Here is a 22,829-nt window from a genome sequence, read left to right as displayed (position 1 = left end):
ACTCCGCCCACGGCGCCAAGGTTCCCACGATCGATCAGGTGTAATCGCCGAGATGGCAGCCGAATGCGTCCGGTTTCTGCATCAGCCCTTCGCCGGGCACGATCTCGACGATGTCGTAATAGTCCTCCTTGTTCTTCATGTCCTTTTCCATCTTGCCGCGGACGATGATGACGGGACGCACGCACTGATGGTCCTCGGCGCGATAGTGGACGTCGCCGACCAGCGAGGGGATGGTCTCGCCCTTCTCGTAGGCCTTGATGACGTCGGGCGGATAGAAGCTGCCGGCCTCCTCGACCATGCGGGCCCAGTGGGCGAAGCTGACATAGGCGTTCTCGGCGCCCCATTCCGGCTTGTAGCCGTACTTCTTGTCGAAGGCGTCGTTGAACATCTTGGCCAGCGGATATTTGTCCTCGATCGTCCACCAGTAATCGGTGGCCGCATAGACGCCCTGCATCAGGCCGCCGGTCTCGCGGGCGATGAACGGGACCTGGTAGGGCACCACCAGCTTCATCTTGTCGAGCACGCCGAACTGCTTGGCCTGCTGCGTCGACAGCACGGCGTCGTGTCCCCAGTTGACGTTGATCAGAACGTCTGCGCCGGAGTTGGCGACGTTGAGCAGGTAGGACGAATAGTCCGGCGCGCCGAGTGGCGAGACCTGGTCGGTGGTGGTGGTCCAGCCGGCCGTGGCGAGGAAGTCCTGCATCGACTTGGTGACGGTGTGGCCATAGGTGTAGTCCGGGGTCAGGTAGGCTGCCTTCTTGTTCTTGCCGAACTGCTTGATCAGCACCGGCGCGATTGCCGCCGCCGCGGTCTGGCCGAAGAAATCCTGGCGGAAGCCGTAGCGCACGCAATCCTTGCCGGTGGTATCGTTGGAGCCGGAAATGCCGCAGACGAAGATCACCTTCTCGCGCTGCGCCAGCTTGTTGAGCGCGACCGCGACCGCGCTGGAGGTGCCACCGGTGATCATCACCGCCTTGTTCTCGGTGATGAAGCGCTGCTGCGCCTGGACGGCCTCGTTCGGCTTCGCCGCGGAATCCGCAACGCCGAACTTCAGCTCCTTGCCGAGCACGCCCTTGGTGGTCTTCGGCGAGATCTTCTTGATCAGGTCGTGTCCGCTGTTGATGTGTTCGATCGCGAGCTGATAGCCCTTGAGCTCATCCTCGCCCTGAACGGCATAGGTGCCGGTGCGCGGCACCGAGATCCCGATGAAGACCGAGGAGCCGGACGAGCCGGCGGGATAGGTCCCGATCGCCGGATGATCCTCGGCAAGCGCGCCGGAGGCGGGAAGCACCGCACCGCCGATCAAGCCTGCACCGGCCTGCAGCAAGGTGCGACGCGAAACGTTCAGTTGCCTGCCCGGCCGAAACTCCTTGGTGCTCATCGCTCGGTATCCTCCAAATGGATTGATTTTGGCGCGCATCACCAGTGGTCGCCGGATCGGGGTGACCGGCGGCAGGTGCGCGGCTGCTGTTGCGCAGCCTCTCCACCGCTAACAATTGCCCAGCCGCGGGTTTAGTCAATGTCACTTTCGTCGAATTATATCGCTTCACGATATAACGTGATCGAGGTTTGCGCTCGTGTGCCGGTCCTGTCATAAAGAGACATGATCGAGGAAACGGCAGGTCACGCGGAAAGTGCTGAAGGTGGCGCGGAGCCGTCGTCCGGCTTGAGCGTGCGGGCGATGAACGTGCTCAAGGAACTTGCGGTCGAGCTCATCGGCGATACACCGCCGAAGGTCGGGTGGGTGCCGCCGGAGCGTCTGCTGCGCAAGCTGACCGCCCGGCACCTCGCCACCGCGCGCAATTGCGGGCCGCAGACGATGGTCGAGATCATCGAGTGGGCGCGCTCGCACGGAGTGTTGATCGAGCCTCCGCACCACGCCGGCAAATCGCTGTCGCAGATCTGGCGCGACCTGATCGAGCGCGCTTCCACCGGCAAGCTCACCAAGGGCGAGATCACCGAGGCGCTCGAGAAATCCATCCGCCGCAAGAGCGCCCGCATCCCGGTCGCATTCCAGATCGTGCTCCTGAAGCTGCTCAGCTCGAGCTACGATCAGTGGCCGTCGCCGTGACGCCACCGCGGCACGCGGCCCGGCCAAACCGTTGACAACACGGCCGGGGATCCCCGCCGGGATGGCCGGTCGTGCCCGGGCTTGATACCGTCAGCCGACGTCCGCCATGCGGCGGACGGAGCAAGGCCAGGGACGGCGGAATGCCTCAACCGAAACAGCGAATGGCGCCGGGCAAGGCCACAAAGCCGAGTGGAGCGGTCGACTACGAGGCGCTGGCGCGTTTTCGCTACCAGTTGCGGACGTTTCTCGCGTTCAGCGAGCAGGGGGCGCGGCAGGCCGGACTGACGCCGCAACAGCACCAGGCGCTGCTCGGCATCAAGGGCTTCGTCCATCCGCGGCCTGCGACTGTCGGCGACGTCGCGCGATTTCTGCTGGTCCGGCATCACTCCGCCGTCGAGCTGATCAACCGCATGGTGAAGCTCGGGCTGATCATCCGGATGACCGATCCCGAAGACGGCCGGCGGGTGCAGCTCAAGCTGACCAGGAAGGGCGAGCAGAAACTCCAGGCGATTTCGAGGAAGAACATCGAGGAGTTGCGTCGAGCCGCCAGTCCGGCGCTGCGTCGCCTTTTGAAGTCATCCCCGGAGCCGGGCTAGCGGCGCGCCGTCACGCCGCCGCGCCTTGCGCCGCGAGCTGCGCGGCCTGGTGCTCGGTGGTCAGCGCATCGATCAATTCGCCGAGCGATTCACCCGCGATCACCTGCGGCAGCTTGTAGAGCGTCAGGTTGATGCGGTGGTCGGTGACGCGCCCCTGCGGGAAATTATAGGTGCGGATGCGCTCGGAGCGGTCGCCGGAGCCGACCTTCTCCTTGCGGTCCGCCGAGCGCGCGGCCTCGACGCGCTGACGCTCGGCATCATAGATGCGCGAGCGCAGGATGTTCATCGCCGACGCCCGGTTCTTGTGCTGCGAACGGCTGTCCTGCATCATCACCACGATGCCCGTCGGGATGTGGGTGATGCGAATCGCCGATTCGGTCTTGTTGACGTGCTGGCCGCCGGCGCCGCCCGCGCGCATGGTCTCTATCCGCAGATCCTCGTTCTTGATATCGACGTCGACGTCCTCGACCTCCGGAAGCACCGCGACCGTCGCGGCCGAGGTGTGGATGCGGCCCTGCGTCTCGGTGTCGGGCACGCGCTGCACGCGGTGCACGCCGGACTCGAACTTCAGCCTGGCGAACGCGCCGCGGCCCTGCACCTCGGCGATGATTTCCTTGTAGCCGCCGACGGTGCCCTCGCTCGCCGAGATCACCTCGACCTTCCAGCCCTGCAAGCTGGCGAAGCGCTCATACATCCGGAACAGGTCGCCGGCGAACAGCGAGGCCTCGTCGCCGCCGGTGCCGGCGCGGATTTCCAGCATCACGTTGCGATCGTCCATCGCGTCCTTGGGCAGCAGCGCGATGCGGATCTTCTGTTCGAGCTCGCCGATGCGTGCCTGCAAGGTGTCGAGCTCGGCCTCCGCCATGCTGCGCATCTCGGGATCGGTCGCGGCGTCCGCCAGCATCGCCTCGGTGTCGGCAAGCTCGCTGCGCGCGGAACGATAGGTCTTTACCGCGTCGATCAGCGGATTGAGCTCGGCAAGCTCGCGGGTGATCGCAACGTAGCGGTCGGAATTCACCTGGCCCAGCAACTCGGCCTCGAGCGAAGCGTGGTGGGCGAGCAGGATGTCGAGTTTGGCTTCGGGTAGCATGGCGATTCTCGGAAACTGCGGATCACGGAAGGCGGCGGAGGCGACGGGAGCGTCGCTACAAGGCCAGTCCCTCGGCTTCGGCAAATTTCGTCAGCTGCTCGCGGATCGACACGCTGCCGGACGGCGCGTCCAGCAGCGGATCGATCATCGCCGCGGCCTTCCTGGCGTCGAGGTCGAGGATCATCGCCTTCACCGGGCCGTGAGCAGTCGCCGACAATGACAGCGAACGATAGCCGAGGGCGATCAGCGCCAGCGCGCCGATCGGCTTCGATGCCATCTCGCCGCACAGCGAGGCGACCTTCTTCGCCTGCTGCGCCTTGCGCACGATGTCGCGCAGCGCGCGCAGGATCGGCGCAGACATGGTGTCGAAGCGTTCCGAGACCTTGGCGTTGCCGCGATCGACCGCGAACAGGAACTGGAACAGGTCATTGGAGCCGACCGAGACGAAGTCGACCTTCTTCAGGAGCTCGTCGAGCTGGTAGAGCAGCGCCGGCACCTCGACCATGGTGCCGACGTCGATGCGCTCGGGCAGCGAGTGGCCATGCTGGCGCAGATAGGTCAGCTCGCGCTCGACGATCGCCCTGGCCTGATCGAATTCGGCGACGTCCGAGATCATCGGGAACATGATCTTCAGCGCGCGCCCGCCGCCGGCGCGGAGCAGCGCGCGGATCTGGCCGCGCAGCAGGCCGGGACGGTCGAGGCCGAGCCGGATCGCACGCCAGCCGAGCGCGGGATTCTCCTCGGTCACGGTCTCCATATAGGGCAGCGCCTTGTCGCCGCCGATGTCGAGCGTGCGGAACGTGACGGGCTTCGATCCCGCGGCATCGAGCACGGTGCGGTAGAGCGCGAGCTGGTCGCTGGAGCGCGGCAGGCTCGGGCTCACCATGAACTGCAATTCGGTTCGGAACAGGCCGATGCCGGCGCTGCCGGTGTCGTCGATATGCGGCAGGTCGATGGTCAGGCCGGCATTGATCAGGAGCTCGATCGACTGGCCGTCCTTGGTGACGCAGGGCTTGTCGCGCAGCGCCGAATATTGCGCCTGGCGCCGGGCGCGGAAGCGCACCCGTTCGGCGTAGGCGGACTCGATCTCGGCGGACGGGCGGACATAGATCTCGCCCGAGATGCCGTCGACGATGATGGCGTCGCCGGGATCGGCGATGCCCGGCGCGTTCGGCACCTCGCCGACGGCGGGGATGCCGAGCGCGCGCGCCACGATCGAGACGTGCGAGTTCGCGGTACCTTCCTCGAGCACGAGGCCGCGCAGCCGCTTGCGGTCATAGTCGAGCAGTGCCGCGGGCCCCATCGCCCGCGCGATCAGGATGGCATTGTCGGGCAATTGCTCGCGCGATGGCGCGTGGTCCTGGCCGACCAGCTGTCGCATCAGCCGATGGCCGAGGTCCTCGAGGTCGTGCAGGCGGTCGCGCAGATAGGGATCGGTGGAGCGCAGCATGCGCGCGCGGGTGTCGGACTGCACGCGCTCGACGGCGGCTTCCGCGGTCAGGCCGGTTGCGACGGCTTCGTGCAGCTTGTGCGACCAGCCCTGATCGTTGGCGAACATGCGGTAGGCTTCCAGCACCTCGCGGTGCTCGCCGCCGTCGGCGACGTCGCCGCGCTCCAGCATGCGGTCGAGGTCGGCGCGCAGACTCGCGAGCGCCGCGTCGAGCCGCTTGATCTCCTTCGGCAGGTCCTCGGCGATGTAGTTGGTGATGACGACGCGCGGCTCGTGCAGCACGACATGGCCGAGCGCGATGCCATCGGAGAGGATCGCGCCGGTCTTGTGCATCGAGTGCCGCGCCGCCGGCTCCGCGCCGGGCTGCGCCAGCGCCGCGAGCTCGCCGGAGGCGATCATCTCCGCCACCACCATGGCGGTTGTCTGCAGCGCCTCGACCTCTTCCTCGACATAGGTGCGCTTGGCGCGGTTCTGCACCACAAGCACGCCGAGCGTGTTGCCGGCGCGCAGGATCGGCACGCCGAGGAACGAGTGGTAGATCTCTTCGCCGGTCTCCGGGCGGTAGGAGAAGGCGGGGTGGCTCTGCGCGTCGGAGAGGTTCAGCGGCGTCGCTTCGCTGGCGACGAGACCGACGAGGCCCTCATGCGCGCTCAGCACGGTGCGATGCACTGCGTCGCGGTTCAGACCTTCGGTGGCATAGAGCTCGAGCGTGTTGTCGACCCGCAGCACATAGGTCGAGCACACCTCGGCCACCATGTTGGCGGCGATCAGCACCACGATCTTGTCGAGGCGTTCCTGCGCAGAGACTTGCTCCGCCATGGTTTCGCGGAGCCGTCTCAACAGGACGCGGGGGCCTCCCGACGTGCTCCGCATGCCTCTAAACCCTCCCCCGCCTGGCCAGCGCACCCGGCGGGCCGCTGGCGCAAAACACGTCAATAGCAGACAAATTCAGTCATCCGGCGCTGCCGCAAGCGCCCATTTTGCCGAATCAGGATTGCCAAAACTGTTGCACAGTTTCCGGCAGCCCACCTGACTGGCCGTATAGCCAATCGAGGCTTGCTTTGCCAAGCAAAACGCCTGCCAGTAGCAAATAACGTCTGCGTCAGCGCAATGCTGCGCCCGCTAAGAGAAATTCCAACTCCGCGGCGGGGCAGGGACGGCGCGACCGTGCCGATCGCGGTGCGCACGCTCCCCGTTCGTCATCCCGGGTTCAGCCCTGCGGGTTGCGCCGGAATGACGAAGGAGGAAAGGACCGCTACGCCTGGTCGAGCCCGTACAGCGTGTGCAGGGTGCGGACCGCGAGCTCGGTATAGGCGGCGTCGATCAGCACCGAGAACTTGATCTCGGACGTGGTGATGGCGCGGATGTTGATATTGCGCTCGGAGAGCGCCTTGAACGCTTTTGAGGCAACGCCGGCATGGCTGCGCATGCCGCTGCCGATCACCGAGACCTTGGCGACGTCGGTCGCGGAGTCGAGCCGCGCATAGCCGATCTTCGCCTTGGCGGAGGCAATCGTATCCTTGGCGCGGTTGTAGTCGGTGGCCGGAACGGTGAAGGTAAGGTCGGTGGTCTTGCCGTCCTCGGACACGTTCTGGACGATCATGTCGACATTGATATTGGCATCCGCGAGCGGCCCGAAGATCGAGGCGGCAACGCCCGGCTTGTCCTCGATCTGGCGCACGGAAATCTGGGCTTCGTCCTTCGAGAAGGCGATGCCGGTGACGACGTGGCTTTCCATGATTTCCTCCTCGCTGCAGATCAGCGTGCCCGGCGGCTGGTTGGCATGCGGGTCGATATCCTCAGGCTTGTCGAAGCTGGAGCGGACGAAGATCGGCATGTTGTGCACCATGCCGAGTTCGACCGAGCGGACCTGCAGTACCTTGGCGCCCTGCGAGGCCAGCTCCAGCATGTCCTCGAACGCGATCCGGTCGAGCCGGCGCGCCTTCGGCACCACCCTGGGATCGGTGGTGTAGACGCCGTCGACGTCGGTATAGATGTCGCAGCGGTCGGCGTGCAGCGCGGCCGCGATCGCAACCGCCGAGGTGTCGGAGCCGCCGCGGCCGAGCGTCGTGATCCGGCCGGTCTGCGGGTTGATGCCCTGGAAGCCGGCGATCACGGCGACTTCCTTGCGGTCCTTGAAACGGTTCATGATCTCGGTGCCGTCGATCTCGAGGATGCGCGCCGAGGCGTGGGCGTCCGAGGTCTTGATCGGGATCTGCCATCCCTGCCAGGAGCGGGCCTGGATACCGAGGCCCTGCAGCACGATCGCGAGCAGCCCGGAGGTCACCTGTTCGCCGGATGCGACCACCGCGTCATATTCGCGGGCGTCGTGCATCGGCGAGGCGTCGGTGCACCAGGCGACCAGCTCGTTGGTCTTGCCGGACATCGCCGACACCACGACGGCGACCTCGTGACCGGCGTCGACCTCGCGCTTGACGTGCTGCGCGACGTTGCGGATTCGGTCGATATTGGCGACGGACGTACCGCCGAATTTCATCACGAGGCGGCCCATGACGACGCGTCTATTCCCTGCAAGAGGATAAGTAGGGTCACCTGCGCCTAAAACCGCAAGCGCGGGGACCGAAACGCGCGTATACATACCGCCGCGCCCGGGGGCAAGCCGGTTCATCACGCCGGTTCCTGCCCGGTTCCTCCGGGCTTCCGGTCGGATGCGCGCGGGCTGTGGTGCAGGGTAACTCGAGGCAGATGGTATGGGGCGTTACATCGACGAAATCCTGCAGCCGGGCGAAAGGGTGCTGTATACGACCAACGCGCACTGGATCTTCTACTGGCCGGCAATCTGCGCCTGGATCGTGGCGCTGGTGTTGCTGATCCTGTCGCGCATGGCGACGGTGGATGGCGCCGTGCTGGCCTGTCTGGCTGCAGCGGCCGTGGCGATCGTGGCGGCGCTGTACTGGTCCATCAAGGCCTGGTTCCATCGCTGGACCACGGAAACCGACGTCACCAATCTGCGCGTCGTGCACAAGACCGGCTTCATCAAGCGCCGCACCTTCGAGATGAGCCTCGACAAGGTCGAGAGCGTCGACGTCAACCAGAGCATTCTGGGGCGCATCTTCAATTATGGCGACGTCACCATCCGTGGCGTCGGCGAGGGCTTCGAGACGATCAGGACCATCGCCTCGCCGCTCGCATTCCGCAGTTCGATCACCGCGCGATAGGGGCGCGCGCTCACCATGGCCATGCAGACAAGTCCTTTGAATTCCACCGCCAGCTCGGTCGATCCGGCCGAGGTCGCAAAGTTCTCGAAACTGTCGGACGAATGGTGGGATCCGCGCGGCAAGATGGCGCCGCTGCACAAGATCAATCCGCTGCGACTGACCTATATCCGCGACGCCGCCTGTCGCAAGTTCGAGCGCAACGCCAAGAGCCTGAGCTGCCTGTCGGGCCTGCGCATGCTCGACATCGGCTGCGGCGCCGGGCTGCTCTGCGAGCCGTTCACGCGGCTCGGGGCCCAGGTGATCGGCATCGATCCGTCCGCCACCAACATCGCGGCGGCGAGGCTGCACGCCGACAAGGGCCATCTGTCGATCGACTACCGCTGCACCACGGTCGAGGATATGGACGCGCGCGAGCGCTTCGACATCGTGCTGGCGATGGAGGTGGTCGAGCATGTCAACGACGTCGGCGCCTTCATCAAGCGCTGCGCGGCGATGCTCAAGCCCGGCGGGCTGATGGTGGTCTCGACCCTGAACCGCAACTGGAAGAGCTTTGCCCTGGCGATCGTCGGCGCCGAATATGTGCTGCGCTGGCTGCCCCGTGGCACCCACGACTGGAGCAAGTTCGTCACCCCTGCCGAGCTGGAGCGCTACCTCGCCGATCTCCGCCTCACCATGACCGAGCAGGCCGGCGTCGTCTACAATCCGCTCGCCGACAAATGGACCATCTCGTCCGACATGGACGTGAACTACATGGTGGTGGCGGAGGAGGTGTGAGATTGCGGGCGGAGCCCGTAGCCCGGAGCGCAGCGTAATCCGGGACCGGTCCATCCGCGGCTGGGACGGCCCCGGATACAGGCAATCCAGTCATGCGCTGTCTCGATTGACCGCGTCGCCCGCGCCCGGCACCCTGCCCGCATACTCCTGCCCGGCGCACTTCGCTTCGCACATGTTCACGATCTCCTCGCTGTGGATTCCCTTCACCATCATTGCCGCGTTCGGGCAGGTGGCGCGCAATGCGATGCAGCGGCATCTGACGGGGCCCCTCGGGACCTGGGGCGCGACCAATATCCGCTTCCTGTTCGGCCTGCCGTTTTCGATTGCGTTCTTCGCAACTGCCGTCATCGCGACCGGCGATCGCGTGCCATGGCCGATGCCATCGTTCTGGCCGTGGCTGATAGCCGGCGCGCTGAGCCAGATCGTCGGCACCGGCTTCATGCTGCTCGCCATGAACGACCGCTCCTTCGTGGTGACGACGGCCTATATGAAGACCGAGGCGATCCAGACCGCGATCTTCGGCTTCGTCTTCCTCGGCGATCATCTCACGATGGCCAAGGTGACGGCGATCGTGATCGCAACCATCGGCGTCGTCATCACCGCGCTGCGGCCCGGCGGACAAAAGAGCTTTGCGGATCTGCGCCCGACCGTGCTCGGCCTCGGCGCCGCCGCCGTGTTCGCGCTGTCGGCGGTGAGCTTTCGCGGCGCCATCATCACCGTATCGGGTGTCTCGTTCGTGACTGCGGCATCCTGTACGCTGATGTGGAGCCTGTTCGTCCAGACGCTGATCCTGTCGGTTTATCTGTTGCTGCGCGCGCCCGACGTGCTCGGCAAAATTCTCGGCCTGTGGCGTCCGTCGATGTTCGCCGGCTTCATGGGGGCGTTCTCGTCGCAATTCTGGTTCCTGGCGTTCGCGCTGACCGCGGCGGCGAATGTGCGCACGCTGGCGCTGATCGAGGTACTGTTCGCGCAGGGCGTGGCCTATGTCTCGCTCAAGCAGCCGTTCTCGCTGCGCGAGCTCTTCGGCATCGTCCTGATCGTGATCGGCGTTGCGCTGCTGATTGCCGCGTAGTCAGCCCTTGGCTGCGATCAGCACGGCTCCGGCCGAGATCAGCGCGATCCCGATCCAGCCATAGAACGACGGGCGCTCGCCGAGGAAGACGACGCCGAACAGCGCCACCAGCACCACGCTCAATTTGTCGATCGGCGCGACCAGCGTGGCGGGGCCGAGCTTCAGCGCCCGGAAATAGCAGATCCAGGATGCGCCGGTGCCGAGGCCCGACAGCAGCAGGAACAGCCAGCTCCTGGCCGCGATCGGTCCTGATTGCGTGAATTGCCCGGTCGCGAACAGGATCGCCGACAGCGTGATCAGGACGATCACGGTGCGGATCAGGGTGGCAAGGTCGGAGTTGATGCCCTCGACGCCGACCTTGGCGAAGATCGCGGTCAGCGCGGCGAAGATCGCCGAAAGGAAGGCCCAGACCTGCCAGGTGAATGTCAATTCCTGTCTTCCGGCAGGGTCGGCAGCGGCGAGACCTCGACACCCTCGTCGATCAGCGCGCGCGCCTCTTCCGGTGACGCTTCGCCGTAGATCGGCCGATGCTCGATGTCGCCGTAATGCATCTTGCGCGCCTCGTTGGGGAAGCGGTCGCCGACATTGTCGGCGTTCCTGACGATATGATCGCGCAATTCCTTGAGCTTGGCGCGCAGCTCGCGCTCCTGCGCCATCATCAGCGACGTCGATTCACCGGCGGTCGGTTCGGTCATGGCCGGTTCGACCGGAGCTGCGGGCGCCGGCTGCGGAACCTCGCGGCCCTTCCTGCTGACGATCCGCGGTGCCATGATCGCGCGTTCGACCTTGGCCGAGCCGCAGTTCGGGCAGTTGATCAAGTGGCGCCGCTCCTGCTGTTCATAGGCCGACGAGCTCTGGAACCAGCTCTCGAACTCGTGGCCGGCCTCGCAGCGCAAGGTGTAGCGGATCATGCCGAGCCCCGGACGAGGTGCAGATGCTCCGGACCGGCCTTCGGATCGGCGATGCCGAAGCGGCGTCCGTGCTGCAGGGAGGGGATCGTCTTGCGTGCGGTCTCGACCTTGGCGGGATCGATCTTGGCCAGGAACACGCCGGGCTCGACGCCTCCCTCGGCGAGGATCTCGCCCCAGGGGTCGACGATCAGCGAATGGCCGAAGGTCTCGCGCTTGTTCTCGTGCAGGCCGGCCTGAGCGGCGGCGAACACGAAGCAGCCGGTCTCGATCGCGCGCGCGCGCAGCAGCGTGTGCCAGTGCGCCTCGCCGGTCTTGCGGGTGAACGCGGAAGGCACGGTGAGGAACGACGCACCGGCCTCGGCCAGCGCCCGGTACAGCGCGGGAAAGCGGACGTCGTAGCAGATGGTCAGCCCGATACGGCCCCAGGGCAGATCCGAGATCACGGCGGTCTCGCCCGGCTGGTAGTTGGCGGATTCGCGATAGCTCTCGCCGCCCGGCAAATCGATGTCGAACATGTGGATCTTGTCGTAGCTCGCCAGCAGATTGCCGTCGGGCCCGATCAGGAACGAGCGGTTCACCGCCTTCTCCGGCGAGAAGCGCAGCGCCAGCGACCCGACATGGAGATGGATCTTCAATTCAGCCGCGAGCGCGCGATACGCCTTCAGCGACCTGTCGTCCTCCTCGCTCGCAAGATGCTCGAACAGCGCCTTGCGGTTCAGCTGCATCATGTTGCTGACTTCGGGCGTCAGCACATAGTCGGCGCCCTGCGCCGCCGCCTCGCGGATCAGCCGCGTGCCCTGCTCCAGGCTCGGCCCGGGCAGCAATCCGGTGCGCATCTGCACCATCGCGGCGGTGAAGGTCGTGTCCGTGCTCATCAGGCGCCGCCTCCATTGGCAAGCAGGCCATCGAGCTTGCCCTCGCGGTCGAGCGCATAGAGCTCGTCGCAGCCGCCGACATGGGTCTTGCCGATGAAGATCTGCGGGAATGTGGAGCCGGCGCCGGCGCGGCCATACATCTCGTCGCGATAGGACGGGTTGCTGGCGACGCTGAGCTCGGTGAAGGCTGCGTTCTTGCGCGTCAACAGCGATTTGGCCGCGCTGCAGTAACCGCAGCCCGGGCGGGTATAGATTTCAATGGCAGCGGTCATGGTGTGCTCGGTTGAACCAGAATACCGGATTATATGGGAGCACGGTGGTGATCGACAACCCGGGCAAACACCAGCACGTCGACCTGCGCCGCCCCGGCGCGCAACAGCGCCCGCGCGCAGCCATCCACGGTGGCGCCGGAGGTCAGGACGTCGTCGACCAGGATGATCCGGCGGCCTTCGACGTCCGATTTGCGCTCATCGGCGATCCTGAACGCGCCCTGGACGTTGCTGGCGCGCTGCGGCCGCGACAGCCCGATCTGCTGCTCGGTGGCACGGACACGCCGGAGCGTCTCTGAGGCCATCCTGACGCCGCTGCGGCGCGAGATCACCTTGGCGAGCGCCCCGGACTGGTTGTAGCGCCGGCTCCAGCCGCGCCGCCAATGCAGGGGAACCGGAACCAGCAGGTCGGCTCCATCAAGCAACTCCTTGCCCGCCCGGGCCATCCAGCGGCCCATTGCCGGTGCCAGATCGGTCCGATCCTGGTATTTCAATGCGTGCACCAGCGTGCGCGCGACGTCGTCATAGCGTACCGCTGCGCGGGCGCGCTGGTAGGCCGGCGGATGGGCGATCGCCTCCATCGACAGCAATTCGGGGCCGGGGTCGTAGACGAAGGGGATGCCGAGCCTTGGGCAATAGGGCGGCGCGATGAACGACAGCTTGGCCCAGCATTCAGCGCAGACCCCCTCGCCATCGACCGGTTCGCGGCAGGCGACGCAGAGCGTCGGCAGCGCGATGTCGAGCACGAGGCGCGTGGTCTGCAACCACGCACCGCCGACCGCGCCGAATGCGCGGCGCAGCCGGCTTGCAGTGGTTCGTGGAGGTGATGCCCCGGCGTCCATGCCGCAACGCTAGCGTCGCGCGGCGGCACGCTCAAGGCGCATTGCCTGTGGCGGCCGGCCGGCGTAACCAACCGGCATGGCATCGAACCCGGCCGCAGCCCCTGTCCTGTTCGACCGCGTGCTGCTCGGCGCGCGGCTGGCACGCGCCGCGCGCGAGGGCGCGGTGACGTTCCTGCTGGATCGTGCCGCGGAGGATCTGGCGGACCGCTTGCTCGCCGTGTCACGCCGCTTTGCGGCGGCGACCGATCTCTGGACGCCGGGGGCCGGGCTTGGCGAGGCGGTGCGCGGCCGCGCCGCTTCGATCGAGCGCGTCGCGTTCGATCCGTCCGAGGCGCTCGCGCTGCCGGCCGGCACCCTCGATCTCGTCGTCTCGGCGCTGGCGCTGCAATTCGTCAACGATCTGCCCGGCGTGCTGGCGCAGATCCGACGCGTGCTCAAGCCGGATGGGCTGTTGCTGGCGGCGATGCTCGGCGGCGACACGCTGACCGAGCTTCGGCAGAGCTTTGCCGCGGCGGAAGCCGAATGCGAGGGCGGGGTGTCGCCGCGCGTCGCGCCGTTTGCCGATTTGCGCGACATCGGCGCATTGTTGCAGCGCGCGGGTTTTGCGCTGCCGGTGACCGATGTCGATCGTGTCGTGGTGCGATACGACAGCGCGTTTGCGCTGATGGCCGATCTCAGGCGGATGGGCGCGACCAATGCCTTGCGCGAGCGCCGCCGATCCCCGACCCGCCGCGCCACCATGCTGCGCATGGCCGAGCTCTATCGCGAGCGTTTTGCCGATCCCGACGGCCGCATCCGCGCCACCTTCGACATCATCTGGCTCTCCGGCTGGGCGCCACACGAGAGCCAGCAGCAGCCGCTCAGGCCGGGCTCGGCGAAGGCGAGCCTGGAGGCGGCGGTGAAGCGGGCGAAGCGCGAATGATCCGGTCCGGGGCGAGAACCGTTATTGCGAGGCGCGCAGCGGCGACGAAATCCATTCTGTCCCCGAGTGGCGACGTGGATTGCTTCGCTTCGTTCGAATGACGCAGGAGCGATCAGGCTCGATCACAGCAACAGATCGATCAGATGCGGCAGCAGCGGGATGTCCGCCGGCGGCATCGGATAGTCGCGCAGCTTGCTGGCACGCACCCAGGCCAGATTCTGGCCCTCGCGTGCCACCACCATGCCCTCCCAGCGGCGGCAGATGTAGAGCGGCATCAGGAGATGGAAGGTCTCGTAGGCATGGCTGGCGAAGGTCAGCGGCGCGAGGCAAGGCTCGGCGACGGTGATGCCGATCTCCTCGTGCAGCTCGCGGATCAGCGTCTGCTCCGGTCGCTCTCCCGGCTCGATCTTGCCGCCCGGGAATTCCCAGAGGCCCGCCAGCGTCTTGCCTTCCGGACGCTGCGCCAGCAGCACGCGCTTGTCGGCATCGACGAGCGCGCAGGCGACGACGAGGGTCAGCTTGAGTGCGGCCATGCGGGTTTGCGGGCTCCTCGCAATGACGATTGTGTCTACGACCTGTAGTCGCCGTTGATCGCGACATATTCCTTGGTGAGGTCGCAGGTCAGCACGCGATCGCGGCCCTTGCCGAGGCCGAGCGCGACCTTGATCTGGACCTTCGGCGCCTTCATCGCCTCCGACACCTCCGCCTCGTCGTAGGACGGATCGCGCGCGCCGCTCCTGGCGACGCGGATGCCGTTGAAGGAGATCGACAGCTTGTCGCGGTTGGCGGGCTCGCCGGCCTTGCCGACCGCCATCACCACGCGGCCCCAATTGGCGTCCTCGCCGGCGATCGCGGTCTTCACCAGCGGCGAATTGGCGATCGACATTGCGATCCTGCGCGCCGACGGCTTGGTGGTGGCGCCCTCGACTACGACCTCGACCAGCTTGCGCGCGCCTTCGCCGTCGCGCGCCACTTGCTCGGAGAGGTTGGCGAGCACGCGCTGGAACCCCTTGGCGAACGCCTTCAGCCGCGGATCACTGGCGCGGCTGATCTTCGGCGCGCCCTGCGCGGCGGCGGCGCCGGTCGCGAACGCCAGCAGGGTGTCCGACGTCGAGGTGTCGCCATCGATCGTCACCGCATTGAAGGTGTCCTCGACGCCGGTCTTGAGCAGGGATTGCAGCACGGCTGACGACAGCGGTGCATCGGTGAAGACGAAGGACAGCATGGTCGCCATGTCGGGCATGATCATGCCGGCGCCCTTGGCCATGCCGTTGATGGTCACCGTGGCCCTGCCGAGCTTCACGGTCGTGGTCGCCACCTTCGGGAAGGTGTCGGTGGTCATGATGGCCTTCGCGGCGTCCATCCAGAGATCGGGCGTCGCGCTCTCGGAAAGCTTCGCCAGCACGCCATCGAATTTGGTGGCGTCGAGCGGCTCGCCGATCACTCCGGTGGAGGCGAGGAACACCTCTGACGTGGCGCAGCCGGCGGCCTTCGAGGCGATCTGCGCGGTCAGCGCCGTGGATGCCTTGCCGGTCTTGCCGGTGAACGCGTTGGCATTGCCGGAATTGACCACCAATGCGCGGGCGCTGCCGCCCTTCAGCTTGGCGCGGCACCATTCGACCGGCGCCGACGGGCATTTCGATTTGGTGAACACGCCGGCGACCGTGGTGCCCTTGTCGAACAGCGCCAGCAGCACATCGGTGCGCCCCTTGTAGCGGATGCCCGCGGCCGCGGTCGCCAGCCTCACGCCCGCGATCACGGGCATATCGGGAACATCGGTCGGGGCGAGGGGGGAAACGGCGGTGGACATTGTGAGGCTTCCGGCTGCGAGGAGGGAAGCGCTGCTTACCATCTCATTGGGCGAAGCGGGAGAGGGCTCACCACGAATGCGGGGTGTCATCAATTATTCAAAGAACCCGTAGCCCGGATTTCGCTGCGCTCCTTCCGGGCTGCGAGGACGGCTCGAAAGCGCAAATGGCCGGGACATGCCCGGCCATCGCAATCTCAATAGCTTCGCGTCGTGACGCTCACTTCTTCGGCGGCGCCATCTTGTTGTCGGCGGGCGCGTCCTTGGCTGCATCGGCCGGCTTGGCGGCGGCGTCGGCAGCGGCCGGTGCCGCGTCGGTGCGCTCGATCTTGGCGGCCTCGCGCAGCTTGGCGACATAGTCGGCCTGCGCCTTTCGGGTCACATAGGTCTCGATCTGGCCCTTGACCTGCTCGAAGTCGGGCGCCTTGCGGTTGCGCTTTTCCTCGACCTTGATGATGTGCCAGCCGAACTGCGACTTCACGGGATCCGAGATCTTGCCCGGCTCGAGCGAGAAGGCGACCGCGGAGAATTCCGGCACCATCTGCTCCTTGGTGAAGAAGCCGAGGTCGCCGCCGTCGGAGGCGCCTGGATCCTTCGACTTCTTCTTGGCGAGCTCGGCGAAATCGGCGCCCTTGTCGAGCTCGGCCTTGATCGCCTTGGCCTCGTCCTCGGTCTCGACCAGGATGTGGCGGGCGCGCACCTCCTGCTCGCCGGTGATCTGCTTGGCGGCCTCGTCATAGACCTTCTTCATCGCGTCGTCGGTGGTCGCAGCCTTGCCCTCGGTGGCGAGCAGGCTGTCCATCAAGAGGCGGTTGCGGGCGAACGCCATTCGCTTCTTGAATTCGTCGGAGTTCTCGACCTTCTTGTCCTCGGCGGCCTTGGACACGATCTTCATGTCGATCAGGAACGACAGCACGTTCTCCTTGCGGGTCGCCGGGTCCATCTGCTGGAGGCTCGGGCCCAGTTCCTCCTCGGCAAGCGCCACGTCGCTGGCGTGAATCTCGGAACCGTTGACCTTCGCCAGCACGGGATCGGAATCGGCGGCGCGGACCGGCAGGCCGGTGGTCAGGAGCGCCGCAACACAGCCCGCCACGGCCATGGTGGCCAGGCCGAGGCGCAGGCCGGTTTTCTTTTCCGCGAGCGAGGTGGTCATGCAAAATCCTTGTCTCAAAGGGGGGAGGTTCGAGCGGGGCGGACACTCGCCCAATCGCGCCGCCTTGGCAACGCGAAAAGTCTGTCAAAATGATGAATTCCTTGACATCCTGCCGAAGTTGACATCCCCCCGACCCGGCCATATCTCTGGCCCATCGTGTCGACGGCGATGGCGCTTATTTTGTTGCGTTTTTGCCCGTTGAACCTTGGATGGCCCGTTTCCCACTCAATTGGCGGAGAAGCCCCCGGGTCGGGGCTTGAGCCGTTAGCGCGTCACGGTGAGTTGATAGGCGATCCGGTGGACCATTTCAGGCTGTAACTCGAGACCGAAACCCCAGAGACCGAAGAACAGGAATTTCGCATGATCGGCGCGCTCGCCCGCAAGTTTTTCGGCTCTGCCAACGACCGTCGGGTCAAGGGCTATCAGTCCCGCGTCACCGCCATCAACGCGCTCGAGCCGGAGCTGGTCAAGTTGACCGATGACGAGCTCAAGGCCCGCACCGCCGAATTCAGGCAGCAGGTTGCGGACGGCAAGACACTGGACGACATCCTGGTCCCGGCCTTCGCCACCGTGCGCGAGGCGGCCAAGCGCACGCTCGGCCAGCGCCATTTCGACGTCCAGCTGATCGGCGGCATGGTGCTGCACGAGGGCGACATCGCCGAGATGAAGACCGGTGAAGGCAAGACGCTGGTCGCAACCCTTGCGGTCTATCTCAATGCGCTCGCCGGCAAGGGCGTCCACGTCGTCACGGTCAACGACTACCTCGCCCGCCGCGACTCCGGATGGATGGGCCAGATCTACGCGTTCCTCGGCCTGACCACCGGCGTGATCGTGCACGGCCTCGACGATGCCGAGCGCAAGGCCGCCTATGCCTGCGACATCACCTACGGCACCAACAACGAATACGGCTTCGACTATCTGCGCGACAACATGAAGTACCGCCTGGAGGACATGGTCCAGCGTGGGCACTTCTATGCGATCGTCGACGAAGTGGACTCCATCCTGATCGACGAGGCGCGCACCCCGCTGATCATCTCCGGCCCGCTCGACGACCGCTCAGAGTTCTACAACACCATCGACACCTTCTTCCCCAAGCTCGACAAGACCGACTACGAGGTCGACGAGAAGCAGCGCACGGTCACCCTGACCGAAGGCGGCATGGAGAAGATCGAGACGTTGCTGCGCGACGCCGGCCAGCTCAAGGGCGATTCGCTCTACGACGTCGAGAACGTCTCGGTTGTGCACCACATCAACCAGGCGCTGCGCGCGCACACGCTGTTCACCCGCGACAAGGACTACATCGTCCGCGACGGCGAGGTCGTGATCATCGACGAGTTCACGGGACGCATGATGCCGGGCCGCCGTTATTCGGAAGGCCTGCACCAGGCGCTGGAGGCCAAAGAGCACCAGCCGGTGCAGCCGGAGAACCAGACGCTCGCCTCGATCACCTTCCAGAACTATTTCCGGATGTACGAGAAGCTGTCGGGCATGACCGGCACTGCGGCGACCGAAGCCGACGAATTGTTCGACATCTACAAGCTCGAGGTCGTCGAGATCCCGACCAACCTGCCGGTGGCGCGACTCGACGAGGACGACGAGGTCTACCGCACGCAGGGTGAGAAATACGCCGCGATCCTCGCCGAGATCGAGCGCGCCAACAAGCGGCTTCAGCCCGTCCTGGTCGGTACCGCATCGATCGAGAAGTCGGAAGTGCTGGCCGAATACCTGAAGAAGCACGGCTACAAGCAGATCGACTTCGGCTCCGAATCCGGCATGGAGAAGCTTTATGCCGCCGCTCGGGCCGGCAAGCCGGCAAAGATGTTCGCGGTGCTGAACGCGCGCTTCCATGAGCAGGAAGCCTATATCGTCGCGGAAGCCGGCGTGCCCGGCGCGATCACGATCGCGACCAACATGGCCGGCCGCGGTACCGACATCAAGCTCGGCGGCTCGCTCGACATGCGGATCCAGCAGGAGACCGCCACCATCACCGACGAGGCCGAGAAGGCGAAGAAGATCGAGCAGATCAAGGCCGACATCGAACGCTTCCGCGAGATCGTGCTGAAGGCGGAAGAAGACGTCGAGGTCGAGCCCGCCAAGGGGTCGAAGGCCGCCAAGACCGTGAAGAAGCCCGGCGGCCTCTACATCATCGGCTCCGAGCGTCACGAATCCCGCCGCATCGACAACCAGCTGCGCGGCCGTTCCGGCCGCCAGGGCGACCCCGGCCGCTCGAAGTTCTTCCTGTCGCTGGAAGACGATCTGATGCGCATCTTCGGCTCCGACCGGCTCGACAGCATGTTGCAGCGGCTCGGACTGCAGGAAGGCGAGGCCATCATCCATCCCTGGATCAACAAGGCCCTGGAGAAGGCGCAGCAGAAGGTCGAGGCGCGCAACTTCGACATCCGCAAGAACCTGCTCAAATTCGACAACGTCCAGAACGACCAGCGCAAGGTGATCTTCGACCAGCGCGTCGACCTGATGAAGGACGACAGCGTCGCCGAGACGGTGACCGACATGCGCCACGCCTTCGTCGAGGACGTGGTGACGAAGCATATCCCCGAGCACGCCTATGCCGAGCAGTGGGATACGGCCGGCCTCAAGGAAGAGCTGACGCGCGTGCTCGATGTCGACCTGCCGGTCGACGAATGGGCCAAGGAAGAGGGCATCGCCGACGAGGAGCTGCTGTCGCGCATCGAGAAGCATGTCGACGAGCGCATGGCGGCCAAGGTCGCGCAATGGGGCCCCGACGTGATGCGCTACGTCGAGAAGACCATCCTGCTGCAGACGCTGGATCACCTCTGGCGCGAGCACCTGATCATGCTCGACCATCTGCGCCAGGTGATCGGGCTGCGCGGCTATGGCCAGCGCGATCCGTTGCAGGAGTACAAGTCGGAAGCCTTCAACCTGTTCGAGACCATGATCGCGCATCTGCGCGAGGCGGTCACCGCGCAGCTGATGCGGGTCGAGATCGTGCCGCCCGAGCAGCCGCCGGAGCCGCTGCCGGTGATGGAGGCGCACAAGTTCGATCCGGATACCGGCGAGGACGAGTTCGCCCACGCCAAGGCCAATTTCGCCCAGGCCTCGCTGGTGCCGAATACCCCGCCTGCCGACCGCGATCCGAACAACCCCTCAAGCTGGGGCAAGGTCGGCCGCAACGAGGACTGCCCCTGCGGAAGCGGCAAGAAGTACAAGCACTGCCACGGAAGGTACGCGTAAGCCTGGGTGATTGCTGCGGTCCGGGTTCATCAAGCGGATCGGAGCGGAACGTCGGGCTGCTCTTGGCCGAGGCCGGGACTGTCGGAGGTGCGGAGCGAGTGCCCTCCGGATGCCGCAGCTTGCGATCCCGACCCGGTCACGCTTTCAGGCACATTGACCTCCAGATCCTTGGCGGGCCGCGCCTCGAGCTATTACCGCTCCGAAGCGCGATGACGACTCAACCTCATCTCATCGCGCTTTGGGGCGGCGCTCGCGTCGCAGCGGGTTCCGTCTTGCCTTGCCCGCAAGGAGGCGTAGGATCACTATTTTCAATCTAAGATAGTTGATTCAAATGCATAAGGTATTGGCGACATTGCGAGTGGTCGCGTCGGCTGCGGCATGTACGGTTCCCCTGCCGCTATCCGCGCAACAGTTGCCTTCCAATGTGTCGCCAAATCCGGTTGCCGGGGCCGGCAATCTGCCGGGCGCACTTGTCAGCAAGACCGCCTACGAGTTGTGGATGACCTGCCTGATCGTTGCGTTCGGGCTGATCGTCATCTGCCTGTACATCTATGCGGTCCGCCACATCCGCGACAAGCGTCCGGAAGACGTGTCCCGTGCCATGATCGTCGTCACGGTGATCACCGGGGCCCTGCTGCTCATCATCGGGGGATATTCGAACGAACAGATCGCACCCGCTTTCGGTTTGTTCGGCACCATCATCGGTTACATGCTCGGCCGAATGAGCCAGCCGCACCCGCCAACGAAGGAAACACCATCGACGGAGAAGGATGACCCGAGGTCATGATGCGGGCAGGCAGACTGGCCGTCGTGCTGTGCGCTTGCCTTTCCTGGCTCGGCTGTGCCTCGCATGCGGATGAGCTTCGCAGCTCCAATCAGATCCCGAAAGCCGCGCTCGCAAACGCCGTCATCCTGCGGAGCGTCGCGAATGCTCCACTCAAAGTCTCCTATCTCGACGGGGACTGGAAGGAGATCCAGATCTCACCCGGTCAGTCCGTGACGCTGCCGAACAGCGGCGGCGCAGTGTCGGTTGCCTATCATGACGGCGCCAAGATTCAATCCATCCAGCTGGCACCAGGGACTCAATACGTCCTCTATTGGGATGCTCAGGCGGCCAGATGGTCGATCGGTCCCTATGAGGCTGTCATGCGGGAAGGGAGCGGATTTCGCTCGAGGTAGACGATGCGACATGCAGTCCTTGCCTTTGGCCGGCTGGTCGCGATCGCGGTGCTCACCGCCCTCGGCCTTTCTCCGAGCGGCAGGGCGGCCGACTTCACTGTCGATTTGAAGAGGGCCGACTGCCAGTTGCGGATGGATGGTGAGATCGTTGCGGGTGACTTCGACAAGTTCAGGAAGAAGCTTCCCAGGGATTATCCGCCGATTGAAATGGGGCCGACGCTGTGCCTGAATTCACCGGGCGGCGATTTCGTCGAAGGGCTGAACATCGCCAGGTTCGTTTCCGGCGGGATATCGACCTCGATCGCTGCAGGAAATGCCTGCGAGTCGGCCTGTGGCTGGATCTTCCTTGCCGGTTTAAGCCGCAACAGGGCGGGGACCGAGTTGAGCCGCACAATGGATGCGCGGGCGACGCTATCGTTCCATGCCCCCTACATCGACCCTGACAAGGCGGCGACTGCCGCTGCCACTCCGACCACGTCAGGATCGCTCGACTTGAAGGCGTCGATTCAGGCGTACAATCAGGCCGTCGGTGAAATCGGACGCGATCTCCTCGCTTTGGCACAGAAGTACGCGACGCTGGATGTATCACAGCCGCTCGTACCCCCGACGCTTCTCGCGGAAGCCCTGGTCAAGGTTGGCAAGGACAAGCTTCTGGTCAATACGACCGGCTCGGCAATTCGCTGGTCGATCCGGGTGACGGGCTACAAGGGGCTCGTGCCGCGGACAAAGGCGGATGTGGTGCGGGCCTGCATCACGGCATCGGCCCTGGCGGATCAATTCTGGGACGATGGCTTCCTGTCGGCCTCGTCCCACGAGGAGTATCTCGCGCACTACGATTCGGGCTCCAGGACGCTTGTCGCGGAAGTCGTCGTTTCCGGCATCAAGGGAATCGCATGCGAGCTGGAATTCAATTTCGCCGACGACCTCGCAAGTCTGAACGGTGACATCACCGTGCGGGCAAATGTCGAACTGGATGAAAGCGTCACCAGAACATGGATCAGGGATCGCTACGGTCCAAAGTTGATCTCTCTGCCGGATTTCGGAGTCCTCGATCCAAAGACGCCGCTGAAGGATTTGCCGGCAGCGGCGGGCAAGCCCATCGATCCCCGCAGCCTCGCCACCGTTCAGGGACCTGCCTGGTGTGCCGCCCGAACGACAAGGTCAAAGGATGAGGAGGCGATCTGCGCCAGCGGCAAGCTATCGCTCTATGACGTGCTTCTGACCCGCTACTATGGCGAGGCAATTGGGAAGGGCGGCAACTCGGCCAGATCGAAGCTGGAGTCGGAGCAGCGGACATGGCTGGAGTGGCGCCGCGCGTGCGCCGACGACGGTGACTGTCTGGAGGCCGCCTATCATTTGCGGATCAAGCAAATGAAAGATCGCCTGGATGATGCATCCGGCGTCCGCATCGGTCACCCCTAGTCGT

At 65.3% G+C, this 22,829-nt stretch carries 22 protein-coding genes; 10 read left to right on the top strand and 12 right to left on the bottom strand.

Annotation, left to right across the window (positions count from 1 at the left end):
- Positions 1 to 34: 34 nt before the first annotated feature.
- The gene (locus JQ586_RS01745; protein ID WP_212392751.1) at positions 35 to 1,381 is read right to left on the bottom strand and encodes a substrate-binding protein; all 1,347 of its coding nucleotides are present in this window, start codon (positions 1,379 to 1,381) and stop codon (positions 35 to 37) included.
- Between the two features lie 222 nt (positions 1,382 to 1,603).
- On the opposite strand from JQ586_RS01745, the gene JQ586_RS01740 reads away from it, so the two are divergent.
- Positions 1,604 to 2,071: a hypothetical protein gene (locus JQ586_RS01740; RefSeq protein ID WP_212392750.1), complete on the top strand. Its 468-nt coding sequence runs from the start codon at positions 1,604 to 1,606 to the stop codon at positions 2,069 to 2,071.
- A gap of 140 nt (positions 2,072 to 2,211) precedes the next feature.
- On the top strand, positions 2,212 to 2,667 hold the full coding sequence (locus JQ586_RS01735; RefSeq protein WP_212392749.1) for a MarR family winged helix-turn-helix transcriptional regulator: 456 nt from the start codon (positions 2,212 to 2,214) through the stop codon (positions 2,665 to 2,667).
- A gap of 10 nt (positions 2,668 to 2,677) precedes the next feature.
- On the opposite strand, the gene prfA is transcribed toward JQ586_RS01735, so the two are convergent.
- From prfA to JQ586_RS01720, 3 genes are all read right to left on the bottom strand, one after another.
- The gene (gene prfA / locus JQ586_RS01730) at positions 2,678 to 3,763 is read right to left on the bottom strand and encodes a peptide chain release factor 1 (protein WP_212392993.1); all 1,086 of its coding nucleotides are present in this window, start codon (positions 3,761 to 3,763) and stop codon (positions 2,678 to 2,680) included.
- A gap of 49 nt (positions 3,764 to 3,812) precedes the next feature.
- The gene (ptsP, locus tag JQ586_RS01725; RefSeq protein ID WP_212392748.1) at positions 3,813 to 6,080 is read right to left on the bottom strand and encodes a phosphoenolpyruvate--protein phosphotransferase; all 2,268 of its coding nucleotides are present in this window, start codon (positions 6,078 to 6,080) and stop codon (positions 3,813 to 3,815) included.
- 382 nt (positions 6,081 to 6,462) lie between these two features.
- Positions 6,463 to 7,719 (bottom strand): aspartate kinase, encoded by a 1,257-nt coding sequence (locus tag JQ586_RS01720; protein ID WP_212392747.1) that lies wholly within the window; start codon positions 7,717 to 7,719, stop codon positions 6,463 to 6,465.
- A 199-nt stretch (positions 7,720 to 7,918) separates the two neighbouring features.
- Between JQ586_RS01720 and JQ586_RS01715 the strand changes: the two genes are divergently transcribed.
- The 3 genes from JQ586_RS01715 (at position 7,919) to JQ586_RS01705 (ending at position 10,232) form a co-directional block, all read left to right on the top strand.
- Positions 7,919 to 8,386, top strand: coding sequence for a PH domain-containing protein (locus JQ586_RS01715; RefSeq protein ID WP_212392746.1), 468 nt, complete (start codon positions 7,919 to 7,921; stop codon positions 8,384 to 8,386).
- A gap of 15 nt (positions 8,387 to 8,401) precedes the next feature.
- A complete protein-coding gene (gene ubiG / locus JQ586_RS01710) occupies positions 8,402 to 9,160 on the top strand; it encodes a bifunctional 2-polyprenyl-6-hydroxyphenol methylase/3-demethylubiquinol 3-O-methyltransferase UbiG (RefSeq protein WP_212392745.1) in 759 nt (252 codons plus the stop codon).
- Between the two features lie 172 nt (positions 9,161 to 9,332).
- Positions 9,333 to 10,232: a DMT family transporter gene (locus tag JQ586_RS01705; RefSeq protein WP_212392744.1), complete on the top strand. Its 900-nt coding sequence runs from the start codon at positions 9,333 to 9,335 to the stop codon at positions 10,230 to 10,232.
- On the opposite strand, the gene JQ586_RS01700 is transcribed toward JQ586_RS01705, so the two are convergent.
- The 5 genes from JQ586_RS01700 to JQ586_RS01680 are packed head-to-tail and all read right to left on the bottom strand — an operon-like array spanning position 10,233 to position 13,129.
- On the bottom strand, positions 10,233 to 10,661 hold the full coding sequence (locus tag JQ586_RS01700; RefSeq protein ID WP_212392743.1) for an EamA family transporter: 429 nt from the start codon (positions 10,659 to 10,661) through the stop codon (positions 10,233 to 10,235).
- On the bottom strand, positions 10,658 to 11,143 hold the full coding sequence (locus JQ586_RS01695) for a DUF1178 family protein (RefSeq protein WP_212392742.1): 486 nt from the start codon (positions 11,141 to 11,143) through the stop codon (positions 10,658 to 10,660). Before JQ586_RS01695 ends, JQ586_RS01700 begins: the two co-directional genes overlap by 4 nt.
- Positions 11,140 to 12,018 (bottom strand): carbon-nitrogen hydrolase family protein, encoded by an 879-nt coding sequence (locus JQ586_RS01690; protein WP_212392741.1) that lies wholly within the window; start codon positions 12,016 to 12,018, stop codon positions 11,140 to 11,142. The genes JQ586_RS01695 and JQ586_RS01690 overlap by 4 nt, the downstream gene beginning before the upstream one ends.
- Positions 12,018 to 12,290 (bottom strand): glutaredoxin 3, encoded by a 273-nt coding sequence (gene grxC, locus JQ586_RS01685; RefSeq protein WP_212392740.1) that lies wholly within the window; start codon positions 12,288 to 12,290, stop codon positions 12,018 to 12,020. The genes JQ586_RS01690 and grxC overlap by 1 nt, the downstream gene beginning before the upstream one ends.
- A 29-nt stretch (positions 12,291 to 12,319) precedes the next feature.
- Entirely contained in the window at positions 12,320 to 13,129 is an 810-nt protein-coding gene (locus tag JQ586_RS01680; RefSeq protein ID WP_212392739.1) for a ComF family protein, read from the bottom strand.
- 76 nt (positions 13,130 to 13,205) lie between these two features.
- Between JQ586_RS01680 and JQ586_RS01675 the strand changes: the two genes are divergently transcribed.
- A complete protein-coding gene (locus tag JQ586_RS01675) occupies positions 13,206 to 14,051 on the top strand; it encodes a methyltransferase domain-containing protein (protein ID WP_212392738.1) in 846 nt (281 codons plus the stop codon).
- A gap of 122 nt (positions 14,052 to 14,173) precedes the next feature.
- Here JQ586_RS01675 and JQ586_RS01670 read toward each other — a convergent pair whose 3' ends face one another.
- From JQ586_RS01670 to JQ586_RS01660, 3 genes are all read right to left on the bottom strand, one after another.
- Entirely contained in the window at positions 14,174 to 14,584 is a 411-nt protein-coding gene (locus JQ586_RS01670; protein ID WP_212392737.1) for a (deoxy)nucleoside triphosphate pyrophosphohydrolase, read from the bottom strand.
- Positions 14,585 to 14,619: 35 nt separating this feature from the next.
- Positions 14,620 to 15,861, bottom strand: coding sequence for a bifunctional glutamate N-acetyltransferase/amino-acid acetyltransferase ArgJ (argJ, locus tag JQ586_RS01665; protein ID WP_212392736.1), 1,242 nt, complete (start codon positions 15,859 to 15,861; stop codon positions 14,620 to 14,622).
- Between the two features lie 217 nt (positions 15,862 to 16,078).
- On the bottom strand, positions 16,079 to 17,011 hold the full coding sequence (locus JQ586_RS01660; protein WP_212392735.1) for a peptidylprolyl isomerase: 933 nt from the start codon (positions 17,009 to 17,011) through the stop codon (positions 16,079 to 16,081).
- A 360-nt stretch (positions 17,012 to 17,371) separates the two neighbouring features.
- Here JQ586_RS01660 and secA point away from each other — a divergent pair, with 360 nt between their 5' ends.
- The 4 genes from secA (at position 17,372) to JQ586_RS01640 (ending at position 22,825) form a co-directional block, all read left to right on the top strand.
- Positions 17,372 to 20,224, top strand: coding sequence for a preprotein translocase subunit SecA (gene secA / locus JQ586_RS01655; RefSeq protein ID WP_212392734.1), 2,853 nt, complete (start codon positions 17,372 to 17,374; stop codon positions 20,222 to 20,224).
- A gap of 358 nt (positions 20,225 to 20,582) precedes the next feature.
- On the top strand, positions 20,583 to 21,011 hold the full coding sequence (locus tag JQ586_RS01650) for a hypothetical protein (protein WP_212392733.1): 429 nt from the start codon (positions 20,583 to 20,585) through the stop codon (positions 21,009 to 21,011).
- Positions 21,008 to 21,403, top strand: coding sequence for a hypothetical protein (locus tag JQ586_RS01645; protein WP_212392732.1), 396 nt, complete (start codon positions 21,008 to 21,010; stop codon positions 21,401 to 21,403). Before JQ586_RS01650 ends, JQ586_RS01645 begins: the two co-directional genes overlap by 4 nt.
- Positions 21,404 to 21,451: 48 nt before the next feature.
- Positions 21,452 to 22,825 carry a lysozyme inhibitor LprI family protein gene (locus JQ586_RS01640; RefSeq protein WP_212392731.1) on the top strand — a complete coding sequence of 458 codons (1,374 nt, stop codon included), beginning with the start codon at positions 21,452 to 21,454 and terminating at the stop codon, positions 22,823 to 22,825.
- The last annotated feature ends 4 nt before the right edge of the window (positions 22,826 to 22,829 follow it).

The sequence above is a fragment of the Bradyrhizobium jicamae genome, from assembly GCF_018130215.1.
In the GTDB taxonomy this organism is placed as follows: Bacteria; Pseudomonadota; Alphaproteobacteria; order Rhizobiales; family Xanthobacteraceae; genus Bradyrhizobium; species Bradyrhizobium jicamae_A.
Note: the sequence above shows the minus strand (reverse complement) of the source record. Positions and strands in the feature narration are given on the sequence as shown.

Excerpts from the sequence above, each read along its gene's own strand:
- JQ586_RS01745 (WP_212392751.1), bottom strand. The coding sequence starts at position 1,381 with ATGAGCACCAAGGAGTTTCGGCCGGGCAGGCAACTGAACGTTTCGCGT.
- JQ586_RS01740 (WP_212392750.1), top strand. The coding sequence starts at position 1,604 with ATGATCGAGGAAACGGCAGGTCACGCGGAAAGTGCTGAAGGTGGCGCG.
- JQ586_RS01735 (WP_212392749.1), top strand. The coding sequence starts at position 2,212 with ATGCCTCAACCGAAACAGCGAATGGCGCCGGGCAAGGCCACAAAGCCG.
- ptsP (WP_212392748.1), bottom strand. The coding sequence starts at position 6,080 with ATGCGGAGCACGTCGGGAGGCCCCCGCGTCCTGTTGAGACGGCTCCGC.
- JQ586_RS01720 (WP_212392747.1), bottom strand. The coding sequence starts at position 7,719 with ATGGGCCGCCTCGTGATGAAATTCGGCGGTACGTCCGTCGCCAATATC.
- JQ586_RS01715 (WP_212392746.1), top strand. The coding sequence starts at position 7,919 with ATGGGGCGTTACATCGACGAAATCCTGCAGCCGGGCGAAAGGGTGCTG.
- ubiG (WP_212392745.1), top strand. The coding sequence starts at position 8,402 with ATGGCCATGCAGACAAGTCCTTTGAATTCCACCGCCAGCTCGGTCGAT.
- JQ586_RS01705 (WP_212392744.1), top strand. The coding sequence starts at position 9,333 with ATGTTCACGATCTCCTCGCTGTGGATTCCCTTCACCATCATTGCCGCG.
- JQ586_RS01695 (WP_212392742.1), bottom strand. The coding sequence starts at position 11,143 with ATGATCCGCTACACCTTGCGCTGCGAGGCCGGCCACGAGTTCGAGAGC.
- JQ586_RS01690 (WP_212392741.1), bottom strand. The coding sequence starts at position 12,018 with ATGAGCACGGACACGACCTTCACCGCCGCGATGGTGCAGATGCGCACC.
- grxC (WP_212392740.1), bottom strand. The coding sequence starts at position 12,290 with ATGACCGCTGCCATTGAAATCTATACCCGCCCGGGCTGCGGTTACTGC.
- JQ586_RS01680 (WP_212392739.1), bottom strand. The coding sequence starts at position 13,129 with ATGGACGCCGGGGCATCACCTCCACGAACCACTGCAAGCCGGCTGCGC.
- JQ586_RS01675 (WP_212392738.1), top strand. The coding sequence starts at position 13,206 with ATGGCATCGAACCCGGCCGCAGCCCCTGTCCTGTTCGACCGCGTGCTG.
- JQ586_RS01670 (WP_212392737.1), bottom strand. The coding sequence starts at position 14,584 with ATGGCCGCACTCAAGCTGACCCTCGTCGTCGCCTGCGCGCTCGTCGAT.
- argJ (WP_212392736.1), bottom strand. The coding sequence starts at position 15,861 with ATGTCCACCGCCGTTTCCCCCCTCGCCCCGACCGATGTTCCCGATATG.
- JQ586_RS01660 (WP_212392735.1), bottom strand. The coding sequence starts at position 17,011 with ATGACCACCTCGCTCGCGGAAAAGAAAACCGGCCTGCGCCTCGGCCTG.
- secA (WP_212392734.1), top strand. The coding sequence starts at position 17,372 with ATGATCGGCGCGCTCGCCCGCAAGTTTTTCGGCTCTGCCAACGACCGT.
- JQ586_RS01645 (WP_212392732.1), top strand. The coding sequence starts at position 21,008 with ATGATGCGGGCAGGCAGACTGGCCGTCGTGCTGTGCGCTTGCCTTTCC.